The organism is Nocardia sp. NPDC049737, from assembly GCF_040674755.1.
Taxonomy (GTDB): Bacteria; Actinomycetota; Actinomycetes; order Mycobacteriales; family Mycobacteriaceae; genus Nocardia.
This window is the reverse complement of sequence record NZ_JBFANH010000017.1, coordinates 95,940-109,978: the sequence shown is the minus strand read 5'-3', so window position 1 is coordinate 109,978 and position 14,039 is coordinate 95,940. Positions and strand designations below refer to the sequence as shown.

The window sequence follows — 14,039 nt, the reverse complement described above, 5'->3', positions numbered from 1 at the left end:
ATGCTTGGACCGCTCGAGATTCGAGTGGATGACGGGGGATTGTTAGAGGTACCAGGTACTCGGTTGCGGGCGCTGTTGATCGCTCTCGCGCTCGAACCCGGTCGTGCGGTCCCGAAAGCCAAGCTGATCGACTGGATTTGGGGTGAGCAGCCACCGTCCGACGCGGCGAATGCCTTGCAAGCACTGGTTTCCCGGCTGCGGCGAGCGCTGCCGGACGGGGCACTCGACGTGCAGGCGGGCGGATACCGGCTGACGGTGGATTCCGACGCGGTCGATGCCGTGCGTTTCGAACAGCTTCTCGACCAAGCCCGCGGCGCTGGCGACACGCACCAGGCCGAGGTGCTGCGCGAGGCCCTCGACCTGTGGCGCGGAGCGCTGATGCAGGACGTCGGTGTGCAGGACAGTGCGGCCGTCGACGCGGTGATCAACCGACTCGAGGGGCTGCGCCTAGCCGCCATGGAGGATCTGTACGAAACGGAGATCCGCCTCGGCCGAGGTACGGAGCTGGTTGCCGAGCTGACCGAGCTGGTAGCCCGGCATCCGGTGCGGGAACGGCTAGTCGCCGCGCTGATGCGAGCGCTCGCCGCCGCGGGCCGTGGCGCCGAGGCGCTGATCGTGTACCAGCGTGCCCGGGAAGCCCTCGCCGATGAGCTGGGCGTGGATCCCGCACCGGAGCTTTCCGCACTGCACGTCGCGCTGCTGCGTGGCGAGATCGGAGCGCGGGACAACGACCGCAACACGAACCTGCGGGCCGAGTTGACGAGCTTCGTCGGCAAGAACGGGGACATTGCCGCGGTGCGCGAACTCATTGCGGCACACCGGCTCACCACGGTGACCGGGCCCGGTGGCTCGGGGAAAACCAGGCTGGCCCTGGAAACCGCACGGACGCTGCTCGACGACCTACCGGACGGGGCCTGGCTGGTCGAACTGGCGTCCGTCGGTACGAGTGGTGACGTCGCGCAATCGGCGCTCGCCGCACTCGGGCTCCGAGATGCGCTGCTCGGCGCCGCACCGAATGCAGAACCGATGGACCGGCTCATCGCGGCGCTCCGCGAACGCGAGACGTTGTTGATCCTGGACAACTGTGAACACGTGATCGACGCCGCGGCGGCATTCGCCCACCGGCTGCTCGGCGAGTGTCAGCGGCTGCGGATCCTCGCGACGAGCAGGGAACCGCTGGGCATCACGGGTGAGGCGTTATGGCAGGTCGTGCCCCTGGCGTTGCCCGCCGAGGACGCGAACCCCGGCGAGATCGAGTCCTCCGCCGCCGTTCAGCTGTTGCGGGACCGGGCCGGCGTCGTGCACAAGGATCTCGCGGCCGATGCCCGCACACTGTCGACCATGGCGCGCGTCTGCCGGGCGCTCGATGGGATACCGCTGGCGATCGAACTGGCCGCGGCCAGACTGCGCACCATGTCCCTCGATCAGCTCGCCAACCGCCTCGACGATCGGTTCCGGCTGCTGACCGGTGGCAGCCGTACCGCGATCCCGCAGCACCGGACGTTGCGAGCGGTGGTCGACTGGAGCTGGGAGCTGCTCACCGACGCCGAACGGATGGTGCTGCGCAGGCTCGCGGTGTTCTCCGGCGGCGCGAGTTTGGAGGCGGCCGAGCAGGTCTGCGCGGATACGGGCGGCGGACCCGAAGAGCAGGGGGGCGGGAAAAACACGGGGGGCGGGCCCGAAGGGCAGGGGGGTGGGAAAAGCACAGCGGTCGAGCGGTGGGAGGTGCTGGAGCTGCTGACCGCGCTGACCGAGAAATCGCTGCTGCTCACTGTGGCGGACAGTGCTCCTCCCGCCGGCTCGCCCGGTGGGCCGCGCTATCGGATGCTCGACACGATCAAGCAGTACGCCCGGGACCGGCTCGTGGCGTCGGGGGAATCGGATCTTGTACGCCGAGAGCATCTTTCGTACTTCACCGAACTCGCCGCGACCGCGGAGCCGCACCTGCGCCGCGCCGACCAGTTGGAGTGGCTCGCCACGCTCGAGACCGAGCACGACAACATCGCCGTCGCGATGCGCGGCGCACTCGCGGCCGGGGACGTGCCGGGGGCGATGCGGCTCGCGGCGGCAGCGGGCTGGTACTGGTGGCTCAGCGGGCACAAGGCCGAGGGCATGGAGCTGATCACCGCGGCCGCCGACCTGCCCGGCGAGGTGGATGATGAGACCCTGGCCATCGTGTACGGGCTGATCGTGCACTTCATGTCCTCCGGCCCCAATGACGAGCGCCAAGTCGACGAATGGATCCACAAGGCGTACCGGTTCAGCCAGCGCAGTCGGTCCCGCTACCCGCTGCTGGCATTCACCGCCGCGCTGGAACACATGTTGCAGGGGCCGGACCAGTATCTGTCCGCGTTCGAACCGCTGCTCACCGACGAAGACCCCTGGGTGCGTGCACTGGCCCGGCTGCTCCTGGGCAGGATGCGGATCGTGCTCGGTCAGGACGGGCGGGAGGCGGAGGAGTATCTCGAGACCGCGCTAGCCGAATTCCGGGCCATCGGCGAGCGCTGGGGGATTTCGTTCGCGCTGACCGAGCTGGCGGATCGAATCGCCGTGCGTGGCGAATTCGCCACTGCCTGCAAGTATTTCGATCAGGCGATCGCGGTGGTCACCGAGGTGGGCACCATCGACGATGTCGTCCGGATGCGCTCGCGGCAGGCGCAGCTGTACTGGCTACTGGGTGATGCGGAGGCGAGCGCGGCGGCGATGGCCGAGGCGCAGCGGTGCGCGGATCAGTCCGCCTGGCCGAACACACTGGCTGTTTTGGCCCTGGAGCAGGCGGAGCTGGCCCGTTGGAACGGCGACACCGAGCAGACATACCGGCAGATCGCCGTCGCGACAACCGCGCTGGGCAGCGATGCGGAGCAGGCGCAGATCAGGGCGGTGATACACAACCAGCTCGGCTACCTCGCAGACGGTCTCGACGAAGCCCGCGAAGAATACGCAGCGGCCTTCCGGGCGGCGTCCGAGGCGGGATACGCGCCCCTGCTCGCCCAGGTACTCATCGGAATCGCGGACCTGGCGCTGCGTGCCGACCAAATCGAGCAGGCCATACGGCTGCTCGCGGCGAGTGCCGCAGTACGCGGACTGACCGATCGTTCCCAACCGGATGTGGCCCGCATCGAACAGACAGCACGACATCGCCTCGGTGAGCCGCGCTTCACCGAGGCGATGACCGAGGGCGCCCAGGCGGACTGGCGTGGGCTGGTCGCAACTACGCTCGCTTGTTGAACGTGGCACGTGACCACACGTATCCGACAAGGGCGAAACCGGCACACCAAGCCAGCGCCGCGGCCGTGTAGCCGCCGGACGGATGACCGGTAAGAAACCCACGCAGTGATTCGATGATCGGCGTGAAGGGCTGATACTGCGCGAACTGCCGCACGCCCTGTCCCATCTTGTCGGCGGGCACGACCGCACTGCTCACAAACGGCAGCATGATCAGCGGCACCACGCCCATACCCGCGGATTCCGGAGTTTTCGCAGCCATTCCCAGCGCGACCGTGAGCCAGGAGGCCGCGAAAGATGTCGCCGCCATGATGCCGATCGCGCCGAGCCAGTCGAGTGCGGTCGCCGGCGGCCGGAACCCCAGCGCGAAGGCCACACCGATAACGGCCGCGATGGCTACCGCATTGGTCAGTATGGTGGCCACGACGTGACCGGTCAGTACGGCGCTACGGGAGACATCCATAACCTTGAACCGGTTGATAATGCCCTTCGCCATATCGGAGCTCACCGATACCGCGGTACCCGACAACCCGTAGCTGATGGCCAGCAGGATCATGCCCGGTGTCGCGTAATCGATGTAGTGTTCGCCGACATCGAAGGCGCTGCCGAACACGTACACGAAGATCAGCATCATCACGACCGGCATCAGAGCCGCGTTGAATACCGTGACCGGAGTTCGGGCGATGTGTTTGAAGTTGCGCCGCAGCATGATCGACGAATCGGCCAGCGGTGCGGAAATGGTGCTCATTGTGCGTTGGCCTCCGTAGTTGCGTGACCGGTCAGGGAAAGGAAAACGTCATCGAGGTCGGGGGTGTGGACGGAGACTTCGTCGGCGTCGATCGAGATTTCGGCGAGCCGATCCAGCAGGTGGCGCAACGATTTCGTCCCGCCGTCGCCCGGTACCCGCAAAGTCAGCGCCTCGTCGTCCCGGGTGGAGCCGGGCAGGATCCGCGCCGCCGCATCCAGTTCCGTCACCGTGGTGAACCGAAGCCGGATGTGGCTGCCGGGCAGCTGGCGCTTGAGGTCGTCGGGAGTGCCCTCGGCGACTATGCGGCCCTGGTCGAGAACCGCGATCCGGTCGGCCAACTGATCGGCTTCCTCGAGATACTGGGTGGTGAGAAAGATCGTTACGCCATCGGACGTCAGATCCCGCACGATTTCCCACATCGTGCGGCGGCTACGCGGATCCAGCCCCGTGGTCGGCTCGTCAAGGAACACGATTTCCGGCCGGGTGACCAGCGTCATCGCCAGGTCGAGCTTGCGGCGCATACCCCCGGAATAGGTCACCGCCCGCTTGCGTGCCGACTCCACCAGATCGAACCGTTCCAGCAACTCGGTAATCACCCGCTTGCCCTCGGCGCCCCGCAGACGGTGGATATCCGCCATCAACCGCAGGTTCTCCTCGCCCGTCAGCAGATCATCCACCGCCGCGAACTGACCGGTGACCCCGATCGCCGCGCGCACCGCCTTGGTCTCGGACGCGATATCGTGCCCGGCAACACTCGCTGTGCCGCTATCGGCCTTCAACAGCGTGGTCAGCACATTCACTGTCGTTGTCTTACCGGCCCCATTCGGACCGAGTAGAGAAAAAATCGTCCCGGCACCGATATCCAAATCAATGCCATCGAGGACGACTTTGTCCCCGTACGCCTTTCGCAGCCCAGTCGCCGCAATCGCTGAAGTTGTCATGGCGACTACTGTCATCGGCGGGCCTGATACCGACCTGACACCGAGCTGACACGGTGTTTGCCCTGGTCACAGCGATTGGCCAGCGGATACGGCGCGGTCAGCGATCCAGCGTGGCTTCCCTGCTGTCCAGCGGCTCCACCCACGAGGGTGCCCCAGTCATCAGCCCGTGGTGGCGTGGACTCTCGCAGCGTCGAATGTCCTCGCGGCGGCGATGGTTCCGATGCGACGGGCGATCGACCGGAGGGCTCCGAATGGGGCCGCCGCAAGAGCGCATCCCCACATCGCAGAGACGCTGACGATGGTCGAAGCTGACGCAAGCGGCGAGGCAGCGGGTGCTTTCACCATCATGGATTCCGTTCCATTCATCGCAATTCATTCCGACGGCAGCGCAGCATCCGGCATGAGCGCGTGTCGCGGAGAACTTCCGATCGGTCACAAGCTGTGCGTTGATCAGCGTGTGTCGCGGTGAACTTCCGATCGGTCGCAGGCTGCGCGTTGATCAGCGTGTTTCGGATACTGCGGCGAAAGGGGTTGACCCTGACCCTACGTCAGGGTTGGAGCCTTGTCGCATGACGAATGACATCACTTCCTCGACTCGGCTCGCTCCGCCGATCGGCGGATTCCAAAAAATCGACGGCCGCCGGGTTTTCGTACATCGGTCGGGCCGCGGCGGACCGGCCGTCGTGTTCCTACCCGGTGCGAGCGCGGTCGGCCTGGACTATTTCGGTGTCCAGCAACACGTTTCGCAATTCACCACGGCTGTGGTCTACGACCGTGGCGGCACGGGCTACAGCGATCCCCTGCCGCTGCCGCGCACCGCCGCCGCGGTGGCCACGGAACTGCGCGAGTTGCTGCGCGCCGAAAACATCAGCGCTCCCTATGTTCTCGCGGCACACTCCCTCGGCGGCTTCTACGCGCATCGGTTCGCGCAGTTGTACCCGCGGGACGTGGCGGGACTGGTCTGGATGGACGCGCTGCACCGCGACTGGGACGACTTCATGCCGCCCACAGCGAGTCTGGCCGCGGCCGAGCAGATGGCAGCTGATCCGGAGCAACTCCGGCAGATGCGCCCGGCGCTGCGCGCGCTGCGCGCCGAGTTGCTCGCGGACTATCCCGAGCACATACGGCAACCGCTGATCGATGCCAAGGCGAGCGACGAATGGATGCGGATCGGCATCGCCGAACGTGCCGGCTTGACCGATCTCGCCACCGAACTGCGAACGGGACCGAACATCCCCGATGTCCCGGTGGTCGCGCTCACCGTCGTGGGCAACGACCCCGCCCAGCAGTCGCTGACCTCGCAGGAGATGAACGACGCCAAGGCGAGAATGGACGCGGCGCTGGTGCGCGCGGTCTCGCACGGGGAACAACGCATCCTCTCCGACACCCTGCACCACCGGCTCTGCTTCGACCGCCCCGATGCCGTGGTCCAGGCAATCCGCGACATCGTGGACCAGGCGGCGCTCACCCACCCCGCCAGCGTGCCATCCCCCTGAACTCGGCACGACCATGCCCGACGACGGACGAGAGTGGACGCGGCATGGGCGCGGTCTCGCACAGGGAACAACGCATCCTCTCCGACACCCTGCACCACCGGCTCTGCTTCGACCGCCCCGACGCCGTGGTCCAGGCAATCCGCGACGTCGTCGACCGGGCTGCGCTCACCCACCCCGCCAGCGGGCCATCGGCCTAGACTCGGCCCGACCATGCCCGACGACGACAGGACAGCGGTGCTGACCATCGGCCGGCTCGCGGCGACCGCAGGCGTGAGCGTGCGCGCCGTTCGCCACTACCACCACGTCGGCCTGCTACCCGAGCCCGAGCGCGATGCCTCCGGTTACCGCCGCTACAGCGCGCAAGCCGCGGTGGATCTGATCCGGATCAGGACCCTCGCCGACGCCGGTGTTCCGCTGGCCCGTATCGACGCGCTGCTGCATGCCCAGCCGACCGAATTCGCCGCGGCCATCACCGACATCGACGCCGAATTGCAGCGCAAGATCGACCAACTCACCGAATACCGCAGCCGCATCGCCGACCTGGCAAGCGGTGAAAGCCTCGTCCTACCCCCCGAGGTGGTCGCCATCCTGAACCGGATGCGCAGTCTCGGCGTCGGCGAACGAAGAGTACGAGCCGAGCGCGACTCGTGGATCCTGCTGCAGGCGCTGGACCCGCAGGCCATGCCGCAGCGGATACGGGAAAAGACCGCGGACCTCGACGACCCCGAGACGACGCGGCTGTATCTCGCCTGCGATCAAGCAGTCGACTGGGAGCCACACGATCCACGCCTGGACCAACTCATCGACGACCTGGACGCATGGGAAATCCGACACGAACGAGACGGCAGTCGACCAGAAAGCCTGCAGCTGATCTCTTCCCGGATCTCCGAAGCGTCACCGGCATGGCAACGCATCATCGAGGCTCTCACCCACCGCGCCGAGCGCCGCCGAACCACCGAGCACCACAGCTGAAGCCGACACCGAGGTCATCTCCGACAGTAGGTGCAGGATTTCGACGAACGCCAACTCAGCGCGCCCACCGGGCATGTCCAGGTGCAGCAGGTTGACCAGACCGTTGTCGGCATCCCTACACAGCACCGCCCCGTAGTCGGTGGTCCTACAGCACGCTCGATATTCCCAAGGGCCGCAAGATGACCCGGAAGAAGTTCCAGCGTCATCGGTGACAGGTCGAGTTCCGTCGCAACTTCCTCGACGGCGGCCCCGTCACCACACAGTCGGTCCGGCAGCCCCAGGGTAACCGCGACCCGCAGAGCCATCGGTGTGGCCGAACCCGCCAGATTCCGGATCGCGGCGACGTTGTCTTCGTTCACGAACGGTGGCACAACCGGAATCAGATCCCGCACGACCCAGGCCCTGGACACACCTCCGCCGGGTCAGGCCGCAACGCGCCGCGGTGCACCCAGACAGCGGGCTAGACCAGAGCGGCCCTCTCAGTCGCCGATGCATGCGGTTCCTCGCCAGGCTGACCGTCGCGGGTGGGCAAGGTACCGACCGGGAGGGCCTCAAATCGGTTCGATGACGCTCTTGCGCAGGTGCCCGTAGACCACCGACGTGCGTACGTCCGCGAGTTCCTGCCGCACGGTCAGCTTGTCCAGGACCACCGCGTGCAGATGGTCGGTGTCGCGAACCGCCACATGGAGCAGGAAGTCTTCGGTGCCGGTGAGCACGAAGACTCCGATCACCTCGGGCATCCGCGCCACGAAGGCCTGGAACTGCTCGATGATCGCGCGCGTCGGCGGCCGCACCCGCACGGCGATGATCGCCTGCAGGCCCCGGCCGATCGAGGGTAGGTCCACCTCGGCGTGGAATCCGAGCAGCACACCGCGCTCACGCAGGGAGCGCACCCGTTCCAGGCACGTGGAGGGCGCGATGCCCAACTCCTGTGCCAGGTCCCGGTTGGTTCGCCGACCGTCTTGCTGCAGAAGCCGCAGTAACGCCGAATCTAGTTCGTCCATATTCCGTCTCATTCCCAAGGTGCCAAACTTAGTTCGGTCAGCGTCCCATTTTCCCGGACTAATTGCTAGCTTGCTCGCAGTATTCCGTTCATGATGCGCTTCCCGCGATGCGGTCGGGCGGCGATGTAGTAAGGGGTTTCAGTGGTGGACGAGCGCAGGACCAAGGTCTTGGCGATCAGTTCCGTCGTGGCGGCCGCGCTGTTGTGGAGCAGTTCGTACGCGGTGACCAAGCAGGTGCTGGCCGACGTCGGGCCGTTGACCATCGGGGCCATCCGCTTCACGCTCGCCGCCATGCTGCTCGGGATTATGGCGCGCATGCGCCGCAACCCGGTCGCGCGGCCGGATGCCCGTCAGCGGCGGATGATCTACCTGAGCGGCGTGCTCGGCATCACGGTCTACTTCGTACTGGAGAACATCGGCGTCGAAATGTCGACCGCCGCCGACGCCTCTCTGATCGTGGCCACCTACCCGCTGATGACCATGCTCGTGGAGCTAGTGGTCTTCCGGGCCAGGATGCCGCTGCTGCGGGTCGGCGGTGTGCTGCTCGCCACGGCGGGAGCCTTCCTGGTCGTGCGCAACGGGGCGGAAGTCGGAGGCAGCGCGCGCTGGTTCGGCGATGCCCTGCTGCTGCTCGGCGGGCTGGTGTGGGCCGGGTACAACGTGCTCGGCAAGTACGCGGGACGCGGGCAGGACGCGGTGAACCTCACCTACTACCAGACCGTCGCGGGTGCCGCCGGCTTCCTACTCGCCTCGCTCCTGGAGATCGGGGACTGGCGGGTACCGGATGCCACGGTCTCAACGCTGCTCGCTTACCTGGCCGTGGCATGTTCCGTCGGCGGCTTCCTTCTCTACAACTACGGCCTGCGTCGGATGACCTCGAGCGTCGCGGTCAACATTCTCAACCTGGTACCCGTATTCGGTGTGCTCGGTGCCGTGGCGGTCAACGGCGAGACGGTCCAGTTGGGGCAGGTCTTCGGCGGCGTGATCATCATCGCCGGTGTGACAGTCGGGTTGATCGAGCGCCGAACGATGCTCGAGAAAGCCGTGGTTTCCGAGGCGACCTTGGTCGGCGAGTGCACATGAAAGTGTATGGCGGGAGAGGATGACGGGATTCTGTTGCGGCGCTATAAGATTGGCGTGGTCAGCAGCCTGAGTTTACCCAAATGTTGAGCTTCAACAGACCTTTCAGTAGGTTGCGGGAACCAAGCACCACCGTTCTGATGACATAGTCACCGGGACCCTTGTCCGCCATGATCTTCGGGGTTGGAGACGGCGTCACCACCCCTCACCGGGTCACGAGAAGTCTCCCGCGTCGAGTCACGAGACTGCTCGGCGGCGGTCTTCGCGGCCTGCATTTCGTCGCGGTAGCGAGCGGCGAGCGGCATCCGGAATCCATGGCATGACAAGTCCTTTCGACCGCGGGTTGGTGTAGTCAGTCACAGCAGTCGCACTCGTGCCCGGCCTCACCGGTTGTAGCGGCCAGGCCAGTGGGCGTGGGGCAACAGGTGTCGCCGTGCCAGGCGTTGACGCCTTCCTTGACGGCGATGGCGGCGATGAACAGGGCGGCGATCGGGTCTGCCCACGACCAGCCCAGTAGCAGGTTCGCCAACAGCCCAACAAGCAGGACCGCCGACAAGTAGGTGCAGAGCAGGGTCTGTTTGGAATCGGCGACCGCGGAGGCGGAGCCTAATTCGCGGCCGGCGCGGCGCTGCCCCCACGACAGCACCGGCATAATCACCAAACTGACTGCGGCGAGAGTGATTCCGATCGGCGAGTGCTCGGCTTCGCCGAGACCCAGCAAGCCGCGGATCGAGTCGACAGTGACATAGGCCGCGAGAGCGACGAAGGACAACGCGATGATCCGTAGCGCGATCTTCTCCCGCTTCTCCGGATCGGATCCGGCGAACTGCCAAGCGACCGCCGCCGCGGAGGACACCTCGATGACCGAGTCGAGACCGAACCCGATCAGCGCCGTCGAGGAGACGCGAGCGCCTTCGGTGAGGGCGATGATCGCCTCGATCACGTTGTAGGAGATCGTTGCGGCCACGAACCAGCGGATCCGTCGCGCCAGCAGCCCCCGCCGCTGGGGCGACGGGCCCGACAACGCGAGGGCCGACGGTAGCGACGGCATGCCCAACGGCGCCGACATCAGCAGCACCCCTGGTCGTCGGCGGCCGAGCAGTAGGCCGGATCGACGGCCAGCACCAGCCCGAGCAGATCCTCCAGCGCTGCCGCGATGCGTGAGTCGGCCAACTCGTAACGACTGCGCCGCCCCTCCGGCACCGCCACCACCAGACCACAACCGCGAAGACAGGCCAGATGATTGGACAAGATCTGACGAGTCACCCCGATCCGTTCAGCCATATCCGAGGGATAGGCAGGACCGGTGCGCAAGCTCAACAGAATTTGGGTGCGGGTTGGGTCCGACAGCGCGTGCCCGAAACGGGCGAGCGCGTCACCGTGCAGAAGAGTCTTCACAACCGAATAGTACAGATTTCCATGTATTCATTTCAATCTGAACTTTTGCCGCCGACGCGAGCTTGGCGTATGACGGTCGGCGAGTTTTCACCTAGGGGCTTGACCTTGCCCCAGGGGCAGAGTTCGAGCATGGTGGCATGAACGAGATAACCCAGGAACTTTCGGAATTCGTTGCGGCCTCGGCCGAGAAGTTGGGCGTGCCGGGTGTCGCCGTCGGAGTGTTGGCCGGTGGTCGAGAAGACTTCGCGTGCCACGGAGTGACGAGCGTGGACAATCCGCTTACGGTGGACCGGGACACAATGTTCGTGGTCGGATCTGTGAGTAAGACATTCACCGCGACCGCGTTGATGCAGCTGGTCGCCGACGGCCGGGTGGAGTTGGACGCGCCGGTGCGGCGGTATGTCCCGGAATTCGCCGCCGCTGATGCGGCCACGGACGAGATCACCGTAATGCGGCTGCTCAACCATACGGCGGGGTTGGAATGGCGCCTCAGTGACGACACCGGCGAAGGAGACGACGCCTTAGCCCGGCACGCGGTGAAACTGGCCGAGTCGCAGCTGATCGGAAAACCGGGAGCGCGCGCGTCGTACAGCCAGGCGGGCTTCAACCTGGCCGGCCGGATCGTCGAGAACGTCACCGGATCGAGCTTCGAACGGGCCATCGCGTCGCTGTTGTTCGAACCGCTCGGGCTGGCACACAGCTGCTACGCGGTCAACGACGTCATGACCCGGCGGTTCGCGGTGGGCCACAACGTCGATGCGAACGGTGCGCTCGCGGTCGCCAGGCAGTGGAAGGACAACCGCGCCAACAACCCCGGTGGCGGCGTGGTGACGTCCGTAGGTGATTTGCTTCGTTGGGCGCGGTTCCATCTGGGTGACGGCCGGACCGAGGGCGGCGAGCGCATTCTGCCCACCGAACTGCTGCACCGGATGCGGGAGCAGACGGTGCAACTGCGTGGGAGCACACTGGGTGACGCGTTCGGCATCTGCTGGTTCCTGCGCGAGGCGGACGGTGTCGCGACCATCGGGCATGGCGGGTCGGCCAATGGCCAGTTCGCCGACTTGCTCGTCGTGCCGGAGCGGAATTTCGCCGTCGCCGTGATGTCGAACGCGGGCCCGGACGCGGGCCTCGCCTTCAACCGAGCCGTGGTGAAGTGGGTGCTCGAACACTACCTCGGCGTAGTTGAACGCGACCCGGAACCGCTGCCCTACGAGAGGGCACGGGCAACGGAGATCCTCGGACATTATGACAACGAGATGATGCGGCTCACCCTCGCCACCGACGGGACCGGCTTGACGATCGAATGCGCCATCAAACCGGAGATACGTGCCGCCGCGGACACCCAACTGCCGCCCGACCTGCCACCCGCTACTCTCGGCCTGCTGCCCGGTGACGCCGACGAGTACATCGTCACTGGCGGCGGTCTGCAAGGACAACGCGGCTTCTTCACCCGTGACGAATCCGGCGCCGTGGCCGGAATTGATCTCGCCGGTCGGCTGTTCGCCCGGGTGCGATGACAGCCACGGATAGGTGACACACCCTCGAAGGAGACGCGCATGATCACAATCGGCCAGCTCGCGCGGTATGCGGGCGTGACGATCAAGGCCGTGCGCGTCTACCACGAGCGCGACCTGCTCCCCGAGCCGCCGCGCGACTCCTCCGGCTATCGCCGCTACCGTGCCGAAGACGCCATCGATCTGGTCAAGATCAAGACACTGGCGCAGGCCGGCGTGCCCTTGGCGCGTGTCAAGGAATTGCTCACCGCGAACTCCGCCGAGTTCGCGGCGGCGATCGCCGAGATCGACCGCATGCTCGCCGAACGCGCCGAGGAGATCCACCGAACCCGTGAGCGGATCGCCGAATTGAGTTCCGGCGACCGACTGTTCGTGTCCACCGAAGTCGCCGAGTACCTCGATCGCCTGCAACAACTCGGGGTGAGCGACCGGGCAGTCCGGATGGAGCGCGACCTCTGGATTTTGCTGCAATCGGTCGCCCCGAAACAGGCGGCCGGCTGGATCGCCGACAAACTCGACGCCATCAACGACACGGAATTCGCGGCCATCTACCTCGACTACGACGCAGCATTCGACTGGTCCCCCGACGACCCGCGCCTGGCGAACCTGGCCGACCGCACCCGACGGTGGCTGACCGGCAGACGCACCGGAGCAGGCCGGACAACCCCGACGTTGGATCCGAAGCTGATCCGCCTGGTGAACGAATCCGTAGGAATCACCTCGCCCGCCTGGGAACGGCTAGCGCAGATCACCCAGAATTCCACTACCGCGTAACGCTCGCGTTTCAGCGTCAGATCCGCCCGGATATCCCTCAATCCCCGATCCGCGCTCGATCCTCTCACTTGCTCGTGTTCACCGCTTTTCTGCTGCAGCACCGTCATCCCCACCCGACAGCGCGAAAGCCAGGCGATCGACCCGTTATCCCGCGCCTCGGGAACAAGCCCGTGGGTCCAATGGGAAAAGGCATCGAGAACACGTTGCCGCTCGCTTACCAGCCGCCCTCGATCCGCATGATTCTGCGGCAAAAACCCAGGTATTACGATCTCCTATGGTGAAGACGAAGCCAGACGCCGCTCGGTAGAGTAACTGAGATTACAACTTTGAAATTGGAGCAGATTCGTGCCGAGTACGTCGTTCCACGGAAGTATCGAAACCGGTAATCCAGAAATTGTCGAGCAGATATTAAGGTCGTGGATTTCGAACGACGAGCTACGTATGCAGCCTCGCCGAGGATGGGAAACGCATTACGAAACAGACGACTTCGAACTGCTCTGCTATGAGGCATCGCCGCAGAATCCGCCTAATTACTTCCTCCTCGAAGGCCATATCGATGGCGATGTCGAAGCCGCCGTTTCCCGGCTACATGAGCTTGCCGAACAGTGCCGAAACGCGAAACTCGAATTCGGCGTCGACTATGCGGAAGTCGATGCGGCCGGTAACCCGTTGAGCGAGGAACACACCCTCAGCTGATCCAGTGGCCCGAGATGGATCCAGATGCTCAACCAGGCCTCTGCCAATGACCCCGCCTCTACGCCAGCAGCTAACACATTTCCCTAGCCCCGGTCACCCGGAAAGACACTGACCAGATTCCACGCCACTCTCAAATCGACCAAACATGTACAGTCGCGCCGAGTTCGGTATGGTTCCGCAGTCGTAGATAC

Annotated in this window: 12 protein-coding genes; 7 read left to right on the top strand and 5 right to left on the bottom strand. The window is 65.5% G+C overall.

Annotation, left to right across the window (positions count from 1 at the left end):
- Positions 1-63 precede the first annotated feature (63 nt).
- Complete coding sequence (locus AB0J47_RS23065; protein ID WP_364349350.1) at positions 64-3,228, top strand: BTAD domain-containing putative transcriptional regulator; 3,165 nt, start codon at positions 64-66, stop codon at positions 3,226-3,228.
- Here the strand turns inward: AB0J47_RS23065 and AB0J47_RS23060 are convergent.
- Positions 3,212-3,973, bottom strand: a complete 762-nt coding sequence (locus AB0J47_RS23060) for an ABC transporter permease (RefSeq protein WP_364349347.1) — start codon at positions 3,971-3,973, stop codon at positions 3,212-3,214. The genes AB0J47_RS23065 and AB0J47_RS23060 overlap by 17 nt on opposite strands.
- Positions 3,970-4,914 carry an ATP-binding cassette domain-containing protein gene (locus AB0J47_RS23055; protein ID WP_364349344.1) on the bottom strand — a complete coding sequence of 315 codons (945 nt, stop codon included), beginning with the start codon at positions 4,912-4,914 and terminating at the stop codon, positions 3,970-3,972. The genes AB0J47_RS23060 and AB0J47_RS23055 overlap by 4 nt, the downstream gene beginning before the upstream one ends.
- A 569-nt stretch (positions 4,915-5,483) precedes the next feature.
- Here AB0J47_RS23055 and AB0J47_RS23050 point away from each other — a divergent pair.
- Positions 5,484-6,410 (top strand): alpha/beta hydrolase, encoded by a 927-nt coding sequence (locus AB0J47_RS23050; RefSeq protein WP_364349341.1) that lies wholly within the window; start codon positions 5,484-5,486, stop codon positions 6,408-6,410.
- 210 nt (positions 6,411-6,620) lie between these two features.
- Entirely contained in the window at positions 6,621-7,382 is a 762-nt protein-coding gene (locus tag AB0J47_RS23045) for a MerR family transcriptional regulator (protein ID WP_364349339.1), read from the top strand.
- A 551-nt stretch (positions 7,383-7,933) separates the two neighbouring features.
- Here AB0J47_RS23045 and AB0J47_RS23040 read toward each other — a convergent pair.
- Entirely contained in the window at positions 7,934-8,386 is a 453-nt protein-coding gene (locus AB0J47_RS23040) for an Lrp/AsnC family transcriptional regulator (RefSeq protein WP_063040920.1), read from the bottom strand.
- A 144-nt stretch (positions 8,387-8,530) separates the two neighbouring features.
- Between AB0J47_RS23040 and AB0J47_RS23035 the strand changes: the two genes are divergently transcribed.
- Positions 8,531-9,469, top strand: a complete 939-nt coding sequence (locus AB0J47_RS23035; RefSeq protein ID WP_364349335.1) for a DMT family transporter — start codon at positions 8,531-8,533, stop codon at positions 9,467-9,469.
- A gap of 349 nt (positions 9,470-9,818) precedes the next feature.
- Here the strand turns inward: AB0J47_RS23035 and AB0J47_RS23030 are convergent, their stop codons facing one another.
- Complete coding sequence (locus AB0J47_RS23030; RefSeq protein WP_364349332.1) at positions 9,819-10,535, bottom strand: cation transporter; 717 nt, start codon at positions 10,533-10,535, stop codon at positions 9,819-9,821.
- On the bottom strand, positions 10,535-10,864 hold the full coding sequence (locus AB0J47_RS23025) for a metalloregulator ArsR/SmtB family transcription factor (RefSeq protein ID WP_364349329.1): 330 nt from the start codon (positions 10,862-10,864) through the stop codon (positions 10,535-10,537). The genes AB0J47_RS23030 and AB0J47_RS23025 overlap by 1 nt, the downstream gene beginning before the upstream one ends.
- A gap of 137 nt (positions 10,865-11,001) precedes the next feature.
- Between AB0J47_RS23025 and AB0J47_RS23020 the strand changes: the two genes are divergently transcribed.
- The 3 genes from AB0J47_RS23020 to AB0J47_RS23010 all read left to right on the top strand — a co-directional run bounded on the left by AB0J47_RS23020 (position 11,002) and on the right by AB0J47_RS23010 (position 13,848).
- Entirely contained in the window at positions 11,002-12,381 is a 1,380-nt protein-coding gene (locus AB0J47_RS23020) for a serine hydrolase domain-containing protein (RefSeq protein ID WP_364349326.1), read from the top strand.
- 39 nt (positions 12,382-12,420) lie between these two features.
- Complete coding sequence (locus AB0J47_RS23015; protein ID WP_364349323.1) at positions 12,421-13,152, top strand: MerR family transcriptional regulator; 732 nt, start codon at positions 12,421-12,423, stop codon at positions 13,150-13,152.
- A gap of 441 nt (positions 13,153-13,593) precedes the next feature.
- On the top strand, positions 13,594-13,848 hold the full coding sequence (locus tag AB0J47_RS23010; protein WP_364349320.1) for a hypothetical protein: 255 nt from the start codon (positions 13,594-13,596) through the stop codon (positions 13,846-13,848).
- The last annotated feature ends 191 nt before the right edge of the window (positions 13,849-14,039 follow it).

Excerpts from the sequence above, each read along its gene's own strand:
- AB0J47_RS23060 (WP_364349347.1), bottom strand. The coding sequence starts at position 3,973 with ATGAGCACCATTTCCGCACCGCTGGCCGATTCGTCGATCATGCTGCGG.
- AB0J47_RS23055 (WP_364349344.1), bottom strand. The coding sequence starts at position 4,914 with ATGACAACTTCAGCGATTGCGGCGACTGGGCTGCGAAAGGCGTACGGG.
- AB0J47_RS23050 (WP_364349341.1), top strand. The coding sequence starts at position 5,484 with ATGACGAATGACATCACTTCCTCGACTCGGCTCGCTCCGCCGATCGGC.
- AB0J47_RS23045 (WP_364349339.1), top strand. The coding sequence starts at position 6,621 with ATGCCCGACGACGACAGGACAGCGGTGCTGACCATCGGCCGGCTCGCG.
- AB0J47_RS23040 (WP_063040920.1), bottom strand. The coding sequence starts at position 8,386 with ATGGACGAACTAGATTCGGCGTTACTGCGGCTTCTGCAGCAAGACGGT.
- AB0J47_RS23030 (WP_364349332.1), bottom strand. The coding sequence starts at position 10,535 with ATGTCGGCGCCGTTGGGCATGCCGTCGCTACCGTCGGCCCTCGCGTTG.
- AB0J47_RS23020 (WP_364349326.1), top strand. The coding sequence starts at position 11,002 with ATGAACGAGATAACCCAGGAACTTTCGGAATTCGTTGCGGCCTCGGCC.
- AB0J47_RS23015 (WP_364349323.1), top strand. The coding sequence starts at position 12,421 with ATGATCACAATCGGCCAGCTCGCGCGGTATGCGGGCGTGACGATCAAG.
- AB0J47_RS23010 (WP_364349320.1), top strand. The coding sequence starts at position 13,594 with ATGCAGCCTCGCCGAGGATGGGAAACGCATTACGAAACAGACGACTTC.